General features: G+C 43.5%; 13 protein-coding genes. 7 read left to right on the top strand and 6 right to left on the bottom strand.

What is annotated here, in order from left to right; all coding sequences use genetic code 11:
- Positions 1–56: 56 nt before the first annotated feature.
- Positions 57–1,676 carry a S1 family peptidase gene (locus R7Z41_RS14975; RefSeq protein WP_005382202.1) on the top strand — a complete coding sequence of 540 codons (1,620 nt, stop codon included), beginning with the start codon at positions 57–59 and terminating at the stop codon, positions 1,674–1,676.
- Between the two features lie 4 nt (positions 1,677–1,680).
- A complete protein-coding gene (locus tag R7Z41_RS14970; protein ID WP_005382200.1) occupies positions 1,681–2,049 on the top strand; it encodes a hypothetical protein in 369 nt (122 codons plus the stop codon).
- Between the two features lie 72 nt (positions 2,050–2,121).
- Here R7Z41_RS14970 and R7Z41_RS14965 read toward each other — a convergent pair whose 3' ends face one another.
- Positions 2,122–2,718 carry a VOC family protein gene (locus R7Z41_RS14965; protein WP_065274265.1) on the bottom strand — a complete coding sequence of 199 codons (597 nt, stop codon included), beginning with the start codon at positions 2,716–2,718 and terminating at the stop codon, positions 2,122–2,124.
- A gap of 220 nt (positions 2,719–2,938) precedes the next feature.
- Here R7Z41_RS14965 and argS point away from each other — a divergent pair, with 220 nt between their 5' ends.
- The 3 genes from argS to R7Z41_RS14950 all read left to right on the top strand — a co-directional run bounded on the left by argS (position 2,939) and on the right by R7Z41_RS14950 (position 5,897).
- Positions 2,939–4,672, top strand: a complete 1,734-nt coding sequence (gene argS / locus R7Z41_RS14960; RefSeq protein WP_054576704.1) for an arginine--tRNA ligase — start codon at positions 2,939–2,941, stop codon at positions 4,670–4,672.
- 124 nt (positions 4,673–4,796) lie between these two features.
- A complete protein-coding gene (locus R7Z41_RS14955) occupies positions 4,797–5,225 on the top strand; it encodes an HIT family protein (protein WP_005382194.1) in 429 nt (142 codons plus the stop codon).
- 150 nt (positions 5,226–5,375) lie between these two features.
- Positions 5,376–5,897, top strand: coding sequence for a YqhA family protein (locus R7Z41_RS14950; RefSeq protein WP_042523163.1), 522 nt, complete (start codon positions 5,376–5,378; stop codon positions 5,895–5,897).
- A 108-nt stretch (positions 5,898–6,005) separates the two neighbouring features.
- On the opposite strand, the gene R7Z41_RS14945 is transcribed toward R7Z41_RS14950, so the two are convergent.
- The 5 genes from R7Z41_RS14945 to znuA all read right to left on the bottom strand — a co-directional run bounded on the left by R7Z41_RS14945 (position 6,006) and on the right by znuA (position 14,037).
- On the bottom strand, positions 6,006–6,236 hold the full coding sequence (locus tag R7Z41_RS14945) for a FeoC-like transcriptional regulator (protein ID WP_005382192.1): 231 nt from the start codon (positions 6,234–6,236) through the stop codon (positions 6,006–6,008).
- Positions 6,233–8,509: a Fe(2+) transporter permease subunit FeoB gene (gene feoB / locus R7Z41_RS14940; protein ID WP_033906911.1), complete on the bottom strand. Its 2,277-nt coding sequence runs from the start codon at positions 8,507–8,509 to the stop codon at positions 6,233–6,235. Before feoB ends, R7Z41_RS14945 begins: the two co-directional genes overlap by 4 nt.
- Complete coding sequence (locus R7Z41_RS14935) at positions 8,509–8,736, bottom strand: ferrous iron transport protein A (protein ID WP_005382190.1); 228 nt, start codon at positions 8,734–8,736, stop codon at positions 8,509–8,511. The genes feoB and R7Z41_RS14935 overlap by 1 nt, the downstream gene beginning before the upstream one ends.
- A gap of 833 nt (positions 8,737–9,569) precedes the next feature.
- Positions 9,570–12,947 (bottom strand): AraC family transcriptional regulator, encoded by a 3,378-nt coding sequence (locus tag R7Z41_RS14930; protein ID WP_225477746.1) that lies wholly within the window; start codon positions 12,945–12,947, stop codon positions 9,570–9,572.
- Positions 12,948–13,149: 202 nt separating this feature from the next.
- Positions 13,150–14,037 (bottom strand): zinc ABC transporter substrate-binding protein ZnuA, encoded by an 888-nt coding sequence (gene znuA / locus R7Z41_RS14925; protein WP_033906913.1) that lies wholly within the window; start codon positions 14,035–14,037, stop codon positions 13,150–13,152.
- Between the two features lie 78 nt (positions 14,038–14,115).
- On the opposite strand from znuA, the gene znuC reads away from it, so the two are divergent.
- Positions 14,116–14,904, top strand: a complete 789-nt coding sequence (znuC, locus tag R7Z41_RS14920; protein WP_017634809.1) for a zinc ABC transporter ATP-binding protein ZnuC — start codon at positions 14,116–14,118, stop codon at positions 14,902–14,904.
- Positions 14,897–15,682: a zinc ABC transporter permease subunit ZnuB gene (znuB, locus tag R7Z41_RS14915; protein ID WP_005382183.1), complete on the top strand. Its 786-nt coding sequence runs from the start codon at positions 14,897–14,899 to the stop codon at positions 15,680–15,682. Before znuC ends, znuB begins: the two co-directional genes overlap by 8 nt.
- The last annotated feature ends 19 nt before the right edge of the window (positions 15,683–15,701 follow it).

Genomic DNA, 15,701 nt, shown 5'->3' with positions numbered 1-15,701 from the left:
TTCCGTTTATCATTTGCCCTCCTTATAATAAACCACGTTAATATTACGGAATTAAAATGAAAAAAACGTTAGTGGCTTTTCTGATTGGGCTGACTTTACCAGCAACCACAATCGCAGATACTCTTGAGCCTGTTCAGAATGATGTATCCACTCGCATTATCGGCGGCGAACCTGCCAACACTTCCGACTGGAAATTTATTGCTTCACTGGTACGTAAAGGACAACCTACATCTATTGGTCACTTTTGTGGTGGCAGTTTCCTAGGTGGAAAATACGTATTAACTGCTGCGCACTGTGTGGAAGGTCTTAATGCGGACGATCTGGATATCGTTCTTGGTCTTTATGACAAAAACAGAGAGTCTCAAGCACAGCGCATCGCCATTAAAAATATCTATTCACATGATGAATATAACAACATAACAACGAACAATGACATCGCTCTTATTGAATTAGAACGCAATATCGATAGCGCAACTATTGACCTGGCAACGCCAGAACTTTTAGATAGCGTACGCGTAGGAGACAAGTTGCACGTGGCTGGATGGGGAAATACGTCCACGACAGACCGAATATACCCAACCGTTTTACAACAAGTAGATTTGGAATACGTAGATCGAGCTACCTGCCAAAACCTACCAGGAAACTACTCTAATGTATCAGATGACGGTATTTGCGCCGGATACTATTGGGGAGGTAAAGATAGCTGCCAAGGAGATAGCGGCGGTCCACTCATCGTTGATGATAACGGTATCAACAAATTGCTAGGCGTGGTCAGCTGGGGGGATGGATGTGCTCAACCAAACGCTTATGGTGTTTACGCCAACGTCGCTCATTTTCAACACAATGGATGGATAGATAGCCATCGCAATACTATCAGCTTCACTAAGTACCGAGATCTTCGTTTCGTTGAGCGAAAAGCGCAGCAAGAGACCTTTACTATTCGTAATGACGATACTATCCCATTCAACATCTACCAAAGCACAATATCATACGGAAGTACCATCGAGAAAAGCACTTGTACTGGTACCTTAAAGCCTTCGCAAAGCTGTCAAATTACCGTCGGCTACCAACCTAGCTATTCGGGATCAGAAACAACGATAGAGCTCTTTACCGATCATCCGAAACTGTCCAGACTCACAACAACTTTCGAGTATTCAGGTGTAGATAAAGCAAGCAGATCAGTGCGTAATGCCATTCCGCTAGCAGACGCAAATGTTTATACCGGTCAAAACGCTTGGACGGCTGAAAATGGTGAACTGCAATCAGCGGATATGGGAGCTTATCCTGGTGTATCTGAGCTGGTTTTGACCGATCTTCCGAAGGGCAAACTTACCATGGATCTCAAAGTAATGTCCGATGGTTTTGATTACTTGTTCATCTTAGTTAATGGTGAAATTTACGATAGCACCAACCAACTCCTCGATTATAAAGAGATCCAGATCGATCTTTACAAAGCATCTAATACGATAACGTTTGAATACGTCCAACACCCGTTTTCAAGTGGCATTTACAGCGCGCAAGCATTTGTTCGCAACATAAATATGTCAGTCAGCACAGATAATACGGGCGATGCTGGTAACGACGTTAATAAAAAGTCTAGTTCAGGCGGCAGTTTATCTATTGGCCTACTGGTGTTAATGGCTGCAGGTTCATTCGTACGACGCAAAAAAAGGTAACGAGATGAAACATAGACTCAAGATATTCCTACTTGGTTTGGGCACTATCAGTTTAACTGCATGTTCAGCAAACGCAGGACTGCAAACAAACCAGACGTCTGAGCACCAAGCAATGATGGTAGAGACTTATAGGACAAGTGAGAGTCAAATTTCATTTATCACAGAGTCTAACGGCTGCAGTAAGAACGATGATTTTAGCCTAAAAATAGAGCAAAGCTCACAGACAGAAGCTCTTATTACTATCGTTAGAGACAAGGCGGATCATTGTAAACGAATGCCGTTTGCCAAAACTTTTACACTGCCTTTAGATGAAGAGTTGAAAGGCAAAAAACTTTCCATTACCAACCCAAAAAGCAAGTCACTGGCTAAATAGTGATTCGCTTACGAAAGGGAGCCTCGGCTCCCTTTTTGCCTATCGCAACTCAGCAATTCTCACCCTAGCGTTTTACGCCTGCTCAGACTCCACAATACGCTTAAGTGAATGCGGGTGCAGTTTGATACAAATGCCTTGGTACTTAAACGCCACTGTTGGGTTATTCAAGCGTTCGCCATCCCCTTTCGGGCTCGACAGTTTGATCTTCACACCCAGCTCTTCTAACTCATTAAAGCGTGCGCCAAACGCTGGATAAGTGTGTCTCAAATCAGCAAGAAACTCATCTGCGGTTTCGGCATGAGACGGAATCACAAACTCCACATGTTCCCAGCTTTCAGTTGGGTAGATTTTGCCTTCCGCAGGGTATGGCAGCTCCAGACACTCAATCTTCCAGCCACGACTTTCCAACGCTTTATCGAACTCAATAACAATGATTGGACGACCGTTGATTTTCGCTTGTGAAATCACCTTACCGTATTGATTCCATGCTTCATGCGCGGCTTTTGCTGTTTCAGTATCATTAATTCGCAGCGCAATATGGTCAGCTTGAGCAAAGCTCAGATCCAGTTTTAACAGGGATGCAAGCTCTTCAATCTTCGCCATAAATGCATCCAGATCTTGGATCATCAATTTAGGCGCTAGGCGTTTTTCAACTAGTTGAGTCGTCATTGTGGTTCTCTTTTGGGGCGATTTATCTTATTACTCTGAGCGCAATAGTAAACGCAAACCAAACCACATTTCCATTCAATCGAAAAAGTATAAATTTCCCCAATTCCTCTCTGTATGAAAAGCAATAAAGTTGTTATCATTAGCCCCATTTTTGTGAACTCCAACAGAACTCGGCACTTACTTCGCCGAGTTCTTCGTCCTTGAATTGAAGGAAACGCGTGTGAATATCCAAGCACTTATTAATGACAAAGTATCTCAGGCTCTAGAAGCCGCTGGCGCACCTGCAGGCAGTCCTGCGGCAGTACGCCAATCAGCAAAGCCACAATTTGGTGACTACCAAGCAAACGGCGTAATGGGCGTTGCTAAAAAACTGGGTACTAACCCACGAGAATTTGCACAGAAAGTACTGGATGTTCTAGACCTAGATGGTATTGCGAGCAAGACAGAAATCGCTGGCCCTGGTTTCATCAACATTTTCCTAAGCGAAGAGTTCCTAGCAAAACAAGCGGAAGCAGCACTGGCTGACTCACGTCTTGGCGTTGCAGAAGACGAAGCTCAAACTATCGTTGCTGACTACTCTGCACCAAACGTTGCTAAAGAAATGCACGTTGGTCACCTACGTTCAACCATCATCGGTGATGCGGTAGTACGTACTCTTGAGTTCCTAGGTCACAAAGTGATCCGTGCGAACCACATCGGCGACTGGGGTACTCAGTTCGGTATGCTTATCGCAAACCTTGAGCGTGTACAACAAGAGTCTGGCGAAGTTTCTATGGAACTTGCGGACCTTGAAGGCTTCTACCGCGAATCGAAAAAGCTGTACGACGAAGATGAAGACTTCGCAGTAAAGGCGCGAAACTACGTTGTGAAACTGCAAAGCGGTGACGAGTACTGTGCAGAAATGTGGAAAAAACTCGTTGATGTAACCATGATCCAAAACCAGCGCAACTACGACCGTCTAAACGTGTCACTGACTCGTGACGACGTGATGGGCGAGAGCATGTACAACGACATGCTTCCTAAGATCGTTGCAGACCTAAAAGAACAAGGTCTTGCCGTTGAAGATGATGGCGCGCAAGTTGTATTCCTAGATGAATACAAGAACAAAGATGGCGAACCAATGGGCGTTATCGTTCAAAAACGCGATGGCGGTTTCCTATACACAACAACAGACATCGCATGTGCAAAATATCGTTATGAAGAGCTAAGCGCAGACCGTGTGCTTTACTTCATCGACTCACGTCAACACCAGCACCTAATGCAAGCTTGGACAATTGTTCGTAAAGCAGGCTACGTGCCAGAGTCAGTATCTCTTGAGCACCACGCGTTCGGCATGATGCTTGGTAAAGATGGTAAGCCATTCAAGACTCGTGCGGGTGGTACCGTTCGCCTTGCCGACCTTCTAGATGAAGCAGAAGTTCGTGCAGCACAACTGATCGAATCTAAAAACCCTGAGCTAGATGCGGAAGAAAAAGAGAAGATCTCTAAAACAGTTGCAATGGCAGCGGTTAAATACTCTGACTTATCTAAACACCGTACGACTGACTACGTGTTCGATTGGGACAACATGTTAGCGTTTGAAGGTAACACAGCACCATACATGCAATATGCATACACTCGCGTAGCTTCTATTTTCGCTAAAGCTGGTGTTGCTATGGACGCTCTCCAAGGTGACATCAAAATCACTGATGAGAAAGAGAAAGCACTTATTGCTAAGCTTATGCAGTTCGAAGAAGCGGTTCAATCTGTCGCTCGCGAAGGTCAACCACACATCATGTGTAGCTACCTATTCGAACTAGCAGGTCAGTTCTCTAGCTTCTACGAAGCGTGCCCTATCCTAGTTGCTGAAGACGAAGCTGTGAAACAAAGCCGTCTGAAACTAGCTGCGCTAACAGCGAAGACCATCAAGCAAGGTCTGTCTCTACTAGGTATTGATACTCTAGAGCGTATGTAATCCGCTTTTACGTAGGTAGCTTAAGTAGCACAAGCTAAATGATGACAAAGGTTGACGTGAAAGCGTCAACCTTTTGTTTTATCTGGCGTATACTGATGTCATTCAATTCAAATCGGACAACATAATGAGTTTTGAACTGCACCCTCAACTGGCAAAAGACACCACCGTTATCGGCCACTTCCCACTGTGTGTGGCGCTTCTGCATAAAGATAACGCCGTGCCATGGGTTATCTTGGTCCCTAAACGTGCAAACCTAAAAGAGCTTCACCACTTGCCAATGCAAGAACAGCAACAGTTTTTGCTAGAGTCTCAAGCGGTAAGCCAAGCACTGGAAGCAACATTCCGTCCAGACAAGCTAAACCTTGGTGCGCTAGGTAATATGGTGCCACAGCTGCACATTCACCATATTGCTCGCTTCAAAGATGACGTAGCATGGCCGGGACCGGTTTGGGGTAACACCAAAGGTGAATTCCGTACAGAAGAAGAGCAAAACGAATTGCTTGGTCGCATTAAAAATGTGCTGTCACTGAGTTCTATTTTCCAAAAAGCATAAGCACTGCTAGCGAAAATAATTCGCCTTTGAATACGGCTGAAATAGACAGAGAAAGATTAATACGTATTTGTAACAATCTTTCTCATTTTTCTGGGATTATCACTAAAATAAAACTTGTTTAGACTACCAGCTCAGTTAGAGAGGGTCATCATGAAACAAGTCTTCAACACATTCCGATACGTCAGCTGGATCGCCATTATCTGTTCTATGGCTGCTTCATTCTTGCTTTTTCTTATGGGTGCAGCAAAAACCTATTCGGCATTTGCGGTCTTCATTCTCAATCAAACACCCCCAGAAGCACTCGCACATTTAGATAAAGCAGACATCGCGATCGCTTATTTGATCAAGTCACTGGATACGTTTCTTGTCGCACTAGTTTTGTTCATCTTTGCTCACGGCATCTACACACTATTTATTTCCAACAAAGCTAAAGCGAAAACACAAGAGCAGTCGGTTTTGCATTGGATCAGAACCCCGAACATCGGCCATCTAAAAAACATTTTGGCTGAAGTCATCATCGTGATCTTGTTTGTGAAGTTCTTAGAGCTCGTGCTGATTAACTTCGACAGCTTAGATTGGACGATCTTAACATTACCTATTTCGATTTTAGTTTTAAGTCTTGGTTTGAAGTTCCTAGGGTTAGGCGCGACTAAACACTCTGAAGAACATTAATTTCGCTGTATTCACAAACAATAACCAGCAAAATAAAAGCCGCATCATTGCTGATGCGGCTTTGTCGTTTTTACGTGATAATTTTTAGGTGACTAATTTTGATAGTCGCTACATGGTGACTGTCAGAGACAAACCATCTTGTTTAGTCACTGAGTAGCGAACACGAGTCACGTCATGAGCTTTATTAGTGTCGACTAGGCGGCTAATTTTGCCCTTCTTAATCCACACGTTTAACATCGCGTCGGCGCCATCTTCACTCATCCCAAACTGTTTAGCCAGATCTGACTGGGAGACGGTTCCTTTGTCTGCAATGTATTGATAAAGCTCTTTTAAAATCATGCTACTTGCGCCTCTAATGCACCGTTTTGTTTCTTACCAACTTGTTTGAACACACGGTAGGTACCAAAGAAGATAGCAACGATCACAGCCATCCAAATGCCACTTGTCACTGGGCTATCTGCGAAATGCGTCAATTGGTTGTAGAACGTCGCACATAGGTAAGCCAAGCCCATTGTCCAAACCGCAATAAAGCGTGCGAACTTATGACCAAACTCACGTACGTAAGCCCCCATCGCCGCCACACAAGGTGTGTACAGTAGGATAAAGATTAGGTAAGCAAATGCGGCATTGCCAGAAGCAAACTGAGATTTAATGTTACCGAAGATAGAAGCATCGACTTCTTGTTCTTCGGCAACGGCATTTGAGTCAGTTAAGTCACCCACTTCAATGCCTAGTGGATCTGAGTAGCTCAAACCGGCTAAGTTTTCAGGGATACTCATTACTGCCTCTTCTAGGCTGCCCATTAGATCAAATTCTGCGTCTTCACCGTCGCTTGGCGTGGTGTACAGGCTGTTAAGCGTACCAACTACCGCCTCTTTTGCGAAGATACCGGTAATGATACCAACCGTCGCTGGCCAGTTATCTTCTTGAACACCGATTGGCGCGAATACTGGAGTTACAACTTGCGCAGCTTTAGAAAGCACCGAGTTTTCGCTGTCTTCATTACCAAAACTGCCATCAGTACCCAATGAGTTGAAGAAACTCAGAATAGCAACAACGATAACGATGGTTTTACCTGCACCAAGTACGAAGCGCTTTAGCTTTTGCCAAGTTTTGATCACCACGTTTTGTAGCGTCGGAAGCTCATAGTCTGGCATTTCCATTACTAGGCTATCACTGCTACCTGGGTAAAGCGTATGCTTAAGGAAAAGACCTGTGAAGATCGCTGCCACAATACCAAGTAGGTAAAGTGCGAATACAATGTTCTGGCCAGAACCTGGGAAGAATGCCGCAGCGAATAGCGCGTATACAGGCAGACGAGCACCACATGACATAAATGGCGCCATAGATGCAGCCAGTTTACGCTCACGTTCTTGGTCTAGAGTACGAGTTGCCATGATTGACGGTACGTTACAGCCAAAACCAAGAACCAACGGTACAAATGCTTTGCCCGGTAGGCCGATCTTCTGCATCACTTTATCTAGTACGAATGCTGCACGAGCCATGTAACCTGAGCTCTCAAGTACCGCTAGGAAGAGGTACAAACACGCGATAACCGGAATGAAGGTTGCAACCGTCTGGATACCACCACCGATACCATCAGCAAGAACCGTCACTAACCACACAGGCAAATGACCGTCTAACAAGTGATGCCCACCATCAACCAACAATGCGCCCACACCAATGTCAAAAAAGTCGATAAATGCACTACCGATGTTAATCGAGAACATAAACATCAGGTACATAACAACAAAGAAGAAAGGAATTCCAATCCACTTGTTCAAAATAAACTGGTCGAGTCTTTCAGTCACACTACGACTTAACTTGCCTTCGCTTCGGCGAACTTTTTTACACTGTTCATGCAGATGCGTGTACTTAGTATCCGCGACATGCAAATCGATATCCAAATCTAACGTCGTAATGACTTCCAATACTTTGCTTCTATCAATATCAGAAAGACTATTGAGCACCATTGTGTCTTTTTCAAGCGCACGAATCGCTAGTGCACGATGAGCGACGGTTTGGTCGTTAAAAAGTGCGGAAACCGTTTGAATTGCCGACTCCATCTTCTCACCGTAATGCAAAGACAATTCCTTAAGTGGCACTCCTTGAACGATGGATTTATGAAGCTTTTCTTTAAACTCTGCCACTTGAGTTTTATTGGTTGCAGATAAACTGACAACCGGACAACCTAACGTTTTCTCAAGCTCTGCAACGTTAATCATCTGACGTTCACGCTTTAGCGCATCCATCTTGTTGAGGACAACAATCATAGGGCGACCAAGTTCGCGAAGTTGCAGCGTCATATATAAGCTGCGCTCTAAACTTGTAGCATCCACCACGTTAATAATGAGATCAGCAGGATGAGTTAGAACCGCACGCGATGCGATGGATTCATCAATACTATTACTATCATTACCACTGTCTAATGAGTAAATACCCGGAAGGTCAGTGAGCAAAAACTCATCCCCAGCATGCTTGAATTGTCCTGTTTTCTTTTCAACCGTGACGCCTGCCCAGTTACCAACTTGCTGTTTTGCGCCAGTTAAACCATTAAATAGCGTCGTTTTACCACTATTAGGGTTACCTACGGTTAGCACTTGATATTGCATTACACTCGCTCCACTTCAATTTTCTGAGCAATTGTTTCTCGCAATGCGACAGACACACCACGGACTTCGACTTGTAAAGGATCGCCCATTGGCGCACGTCGAATCACTTTGACTTCTGTATTGGGAAGCAGCCCCATTACCATGAGTTTCTTTCTGATATCTGATGAAAGACCATCTAACAACCGAATCGTCACCGTATCGCCAGGATTAATCTCTGATAACTTCATAGTGGCCCTTAAGAGTATTGCTAATGAGAAATATTATTATTTAATAAGTTTAGGTTGCCAATATTACTCCCCTATACCCCTTCAATCCTTGTGTGAAATCAAAGATTCCGTAAATGTTTTCACGCTTTCAAACGTCAACTTCGTAAATTTCCTCTCGTTATTTACGTCAAAATTAACAATTAAAAATGACACCTAACGAAACAAAAATGTCACAAACCAAGATAGAAAACAAAAAATGCAAATTAAAACAGTGGGTTAATTAAAAAACAAAACGTTGTCGCTTTTCTCATATAAACATGGCGTTATTTTTATAAGAAAAATAAGTAACCTCTCGTATAGTTACTCCATCGAGAGGGCAACCTCTCTAATAAATTCCAGAGGTGGCATGGCAACATGTCACTCCGGCAGCAAGCGAAGGTGTCCTTGACACCCGTGGTATAGTCCCCCCGGCTATACCACGATATTTTTTTTCACCTCTTTCAAAACTTCTTTACCTTATTCATCTTTTCAACACAGTTTTCGTTTTCACGAATGTCGCACACCATCATTCACCCAAATGAACAACGCTCTTTTGATACAGCAATACAACTGTCATTTATTTGTTGCAACTATTAGTAAATCATTCTCTTGAAGCCATTTATGCTTATTGCTATGAACATCGCGACTAACAGATAGAACGTGATCGTGCTTACGTGTTGAGAATGGATTTGTAGGCTAGATGTGATGAAGAAACAATGAAACTCACTGCGTTAGCAACTGCAGCAATAATAGAGCACTGTATGCAGCTCCCCAGCATCTTAACTATTAACTAGGGAGCTTATAATGAAGGTTTTCTAGTTAATTTCTTGGCTTTCTTGAGTCAAAGCAAACTTGGAAGGGGGCAAACCAAAATGTAGCTTAAACTTTTGGCTAAAGTAAGATGGATCATTAAAGCCACAGTTAAAGGCGACTTCACTGATTTTCTCACCCGCCAATAACTTTTCACACGCCGTTTCCAAACGAACCTCTGTGACATAGTCTTTTAACGTTCTTGACGAGGCAGATTTAAAACGTCTCTGCAAAGAGCGTTCAGACATATACAGCATTTTAGCGGCTGACGCAGTGCCAAATTCAGGATCATGGTAATGCTCTGCCACTAATTGATAGACTTTTTGCAACCACTCTTTCTCTGGTGTGACTTGATCTTCTGCAATAGTTACAGGATTGAGTTCTTGCTGCGGTTCATCCAGATAACTCCTTTCCTTCGCAGATGGCCATGTAATCTCGACTTTGTTTTGAGCATCAGAAGAGAAGACAGCCAAATAACCACCACTCGTTGTCACTAGTTGGGCAAGGTGGTCAATACTCAACTCAGAGTGATTTAAGTTAGATGGAAGCCCAGTCGCGACTTTATTAGGTAATTGCGTCCCGTAATCAAGAAAGCTCAATGACACAATATCATGCCCCTCTTCTAGCATAATTCTAACCGTTTGACCTCGGAAAGAGCGCTTGATGATATTGGCAAAAATGCTATTGAAAATAACATCAAGATTAAAGCTTTCCAGAGCAACCCGGCTCTGCTTACTCTCATCTTCTAGCTCTACCAAAATACCCGCTTTTGCAAAGTCATCTTGCCATACATCAACCACTGACTGAGTTATCTGACTCAAGTTGTAGTTCTGACTCCCACCACTTACATCACTTGGAACGCTTTTGAGTTCATTTAACTGCCAATTCGTTTTAGCCAAATGATCCTCCGTCGCAGTATCGAGAGGCATAGGTAGTTTCGCCACAATAAAGTCGACGCTTGATTTTATGGATAGAGCTACATGGTCTACGAGTAGGTTTCTAACTTGAATCTGTTTACGTAATTGCTGGTTGCTCGTAAGCAACACTCTACTTTGATGTCTTAACTGATTCGTTTTGAGAGTCACTTGAGCTGCTAGATCACGGTTAGCCTGTACAACGTAGCGCGAGCGCCAGAATACGAGTACTGCAACGACCGTAATACTAGCTACGACAAAGCCTAAAATAGCAAATCGCGATAGATACCAAGGATGAAGGACGATAAAGTGAGATTCTAAACCAACGACTCCAGCGGCAACTTGAGACTCATTACTGACCTGCAAGTGATATTCACCGGAACTAAGGTGCTCGAGTGTCAGTTGGCCCCCCTCTAACGTTTGCCATGGGTCATCGTTGTTCAATCGATAGTACAAGTTTTGACTGTCTGGTTTTGGCATCACACCGAATAAAAAACTCAGCGAAGATCCATATGGCAGTGTGAGCCCATTCAGATCGGCACTACCAACTTGCAGAACTTCATTTTCAAGCACAACTTGGCTAACAATAAACTTAGACTCTGGGGGATTAGATACAAGCAGCTTGGATGCTTCTGCTTTTACGAGTCCGTACTTCGACCCCAGAACAAGCTCTCGCTCACCAACTTCTGTCTGCTGTATAACGCTACAAATACCAGGGAGGAACTCATTGTTCATTAAGCCTGATGACGATGAGTAATGTTTCACTAACTCACCCGAAAGGTGGTAATAGCTTAAACCGACAGAGGAAGCTAACCATACACCTTGCCTGTCTCTGATCAAGCAAGCAGGTCTGGCGTTGGGCTCACTCATTTCAACAACACGTTTTTCATCGCTTCGTGTATCAGTTTTAAACACACCATAAGATGAAGCAAACCACTGGCTGCCATCAACCGCCGTGGTCATGTCTAATGATTCACCAAACTTTTCTGAAAAACGGATAAACTGGATGTTGTCATTACTGTATTGGTATACGCCATGATCGGTGCCTATTAATAGGGCATCTTCAGTATCATATAGGCGCGTAACCTTAGCAGGCAAATACTGACTTACTAGCCACTCACTTCCAAAGTTTCGTACGCTTCGTGCAGCAGTATCAACATTGTAAAGATGGTATCCGCTTGATACCCAAAGACGGTCATCACCATCAACGGTCACATGCTCTACGGCATGTCCGGCCATAACCTGTAAATAAGGATATGTAATCTTGTTGAGACCATTTAGCTCAAATATTTCCAGCCCTTTTGAGGTCGCAAGCCAAAGCATACCGTTTTGAAACGCAAATTCATTGATCTGCGACTCCAACTCTAAGACTTGGTTAATCCCACTCTTTCCTGAACGATAAATCTTTCGGTCATCAGCAAACCAAAGCGCACCATCAGGACCTTCAATAGTTTGCCGAATTCGTCCTGATAGGGTGTGTGAGTCATAACTACTAAAGGTCACTCGTTCAAATTTTTTACTAAATAGCGAGTAATAACGAATACCTTGGTTAGTCGCAATCCACATCCCTCCCATATTGTCGCTCAACAACGAATAAATCTTCGTGTTATCTAACTCTAACTCAAGAAAACTTGCAGGCGCGACTTCGGTGACCTCACCTGAAAAAAATGAGTACAAATAAAGACCATGCTCGGTCCCCACCCAATACTCTTGATTTGTCTCTGCGAATGTCAAAACATGTGAGCCGCCAATTCTAATCACTTCTTTATCAGGCTGGTAAATGTTGAAAATTAAAGCGCCACGCAATGTACCTATCAGAATTTCTCTTCGCGTGTGTGAATAATAGACTTTCTCAATGTAGTTTTGACCTGAGGCAGCGACATGGTCAAACTTATCACCTTCAGAAAGATAGAAGCCGGAAGTCGTTGCTAGTGCCCACTTGGTTTCAACTAGCACCGCATCATTAATGTAAACGTAGCTATTATTACTATGTTGATAGAGCTGCAATAGAGAGAAAGAGTTTAACTCGCTAGTGTCGATATTGTAGGTATAGAAATGCGCGCCATCACTCACCCAAATATAGTTCTTTGAAGACCCTATTTTTCTTATTTGTGAGCCTGGATTTAAACTAAAGACTAAACGTCGTTCCTGATTTGGATAGGTTCGATAGACCTCATTTTCAATAAAGGTCCAAAAAGCACCTTTATGATAAGCCAACTGCTTAGCCGACGTTTGTAGGAAGCTACCTGATTTAGGCAATATAGTTTGACCATCGTAAAACAGGACTCGTCCGTGTACGTCATGAATCCACAAACCGCCCTTTTCACCCAAGAACAACTTTTTAGCCGCGATAAAAGTACCCTTTGCCTGAGTTGGCAAAGGGTAAAAGATTGCATTTGCATTATGAAGCGCAAATGCTTGGTAGGATAAGACAAAGCCCAACAGAGCAAGGGCTAATTGGCGTAGCAAGACGAAAACCTTTTGTATCAATTTGTGCTCTGAAAGTGACCGTTCATCGTTTGTAAAACATGGATTGATACGGTTATTTTGAGCTGATAATTATTGGTAATGATATCTCAATTACTTTCTGAGAAAAGGCTCGCCTTACCAAAGGTTGTAATTCTTACTACTGGATCACGTTAAAAAGACTACTCCTACATTACGACAGCACTTAATCTGACTTTTTGTTCAAGCATTGCTCAAAACTATTCGCCATATTGTTGAGAAAAGTAAAGTAACTGCCAGGTTTTGCTTCAATTGTACTCCCTAACGGGTCAAGCTCGCCTTTAGCGACATCACTGCCTCTCATTACGCTCTGAACGACAGCCGGGGTAAACTGAGGTTCAGAAAATACACAAGCCACATCTCCACCACTTAGCTTTTGACGAATTTGAATTAAGGTCTTCGCTCCTGGCTTGCGTTCTGGGCTCACAGTAAAATGCCCCATTTGATTTAGTTCATAACGATCTTCGAAATAACCGTAAGCATCATGGAATACAAAGTAACCTTTGTTTTTTACTGGTGCCAGCTTCTGCTTTATCTGTTGGTCAGTGTCTTTTAGCTCGAGTTCAAACTTTTTGAGGTTCGCTTGATATTGAGCTGCATTTTCCGGATCAAGTGATACAAGTTGATTCACAACAGCCTTGGCCACTTGTTGTGCTTGGCTTACACCTAGCCAAAAGTGCGGATCATGTGAGCCATGATCGTGCCCATCATGGTCATGGTTGTGCTCACTATCAAATTCACGCAATTCTAGATTTGGAATTTGACTAATAGTCAAAGTATTCGATCTATCCGAAACAACTTTCTCTAGAAACGGTTCAAGATCATGTCCGTACCAGATAACCAAATCAGCCGAAGCGACCTTTTTAACATCCGATGGACGCAAAGCATAGTCATGGGGTGATGTGTTAGACTGCAATAGCACGTCTGGTGAAGTTACTCCTTGAGTAAGCTCTGTTACTAACAGCTGAATAGGTTTGATACTCGTCAGTACCGTTACCGCCTGTGCTGGCAGTGTTAACATTGCTGAGGCAGCAAGAATTAATGCTCTTTTCATAGTTTTACTTGGGATATGGCGTGGAAAGTGAGATAATGTTACATTATAACATTATTGATTTGCAAATGAGTTTCATTCATGTCTTCCTTAGTCCATCTTGAGCAGTTATGCGTCGAGTTCGATGGCCGCAGAGTTCTCGATAACATTAGTATGGAATTAGAAAAGGGCAAAATAACTACCCTAATTGGTCCCAATGGAGCGGGAAAATCAACGTTAGTCAAAGTTATCTTAGGTCTTCAAAAGCCGACTAGCGGCAAGTTGAACCGACAAAGAAAACTGAAAATTGGTTACGTTCCTCAAAAGTTGAAGCTCAATGACTCCCTTCCATTGAATGTAACCCGCTTCCTAAATTTAGCAGGAAAATACAGTAAGCAGGAGTGCATTGATGCATTAAGGCTTGTTGGCGCTGAACATTTACTTAATAGTAATATGCATCGCTTATCCGGTGGTGAAAACCAACGAGTGTTACTGGCGCGCGCTCTGCTTCAGCGTCCTCAGCTATTAGTATTAGACGAACCAGCTCAGGGGGTGGATATCCAAGGTCAAATCGATCTCTATGACTTAATTGAGAGCATTCGTCACCGCTTTGATTGTGGCGTATTTATGGTATCGCATGACTTACATTTAGTGATGGCGAAAACGGACGATGTTATTTGTCTGCATCACCATGTTTGCTGCTCAGGTTCACCTGCCACTATTACTCAGCACCCTTCTTACATCGCACTATTTGGCAATGCAGCGAGAGAGTCTCTCGCGTTTTATCATCACGACCATGAGCACCATCATCACGATTTATCCGGAACGCCAGTAAGCGGTGATGCGATATCATGCTCCCACCATAAACACGGACATCACCATCATGATTGAGTTTCTCCTACCTTCTATTCTTGCTGGTATTGGTATCGCGATCATTGCCGGTCCACTTGGGTCATTTGTCGTTTGGCGTAAAATGGCTTACTTCGGAGATACCCTAGCTCATGCATCGTTAATGGGCCTAGCGCTGGGCTTCTTGCTCAACGTAAATCTCTACCTTGCGCTACTCGTCTGCTGTTTAGCTCTGGCCGTTTTGCTTGTCACCCTGCAAAAGCAACAACTTGTGGCTACAGACACGTTGTTAGGTATCTTGGCACACAGTGCACTCTCTATCGGTTTAGTATCGGTTAGCTTTTTGGAAAACGTGCGCGTCGATTTAATGAGCTACCTATTTGGGGACTTACTTGCCGTCTCTCCACAAGATCTGATGTTTATTTACGCAGGTGTTGTTGCGGTAAGCGCGTGTTTGTACGTCTTCTGGCGCCCACTGCTTTCTAGCACTGTCAGTGAAGAACTTGCCGCTGTTGAGGGCGTGAATACAGACTTAGTTAGATTGGTGTTAATGCTAATGGTGGGTGTAGTAATCGCAGTAGGTATGAAGTTCGTTGGCGCGTTGATCATGACTTCGCTCCTAATTATCCCAGCCGCAACAGCACGTAAAGTCTCTTCATCACCAGAGCAAATGGCATTGTTCGCATCCATTATTGGCTCTGTGGCAGTACTGATGGGGCTTAGCCTATCATGGCACTTCGATACACCGGCCGGCCCTTCCGTAGTGATCAGCGCAACATCCTTATTTATGCTGAGCCAGCTGATTAAAAGCAAAGCATAATCGCATTGAGTATTAAACG

Origin of the sequence: Vibrio sp. 1457 (assembly GCF_033340195.1) — a bacterium.
Taxonomy (GTDB): Bacteria; Pseudomonadota; Gammaproteobacteria; order Enterobacterales; family Vibrionaceae; genus Vibrio; species Vibrio alginolyticus.
Note: the sequence above shows the minus strand (reverse complement) of the source record. Positions and strands in the feature narration are given on the sequence as shown.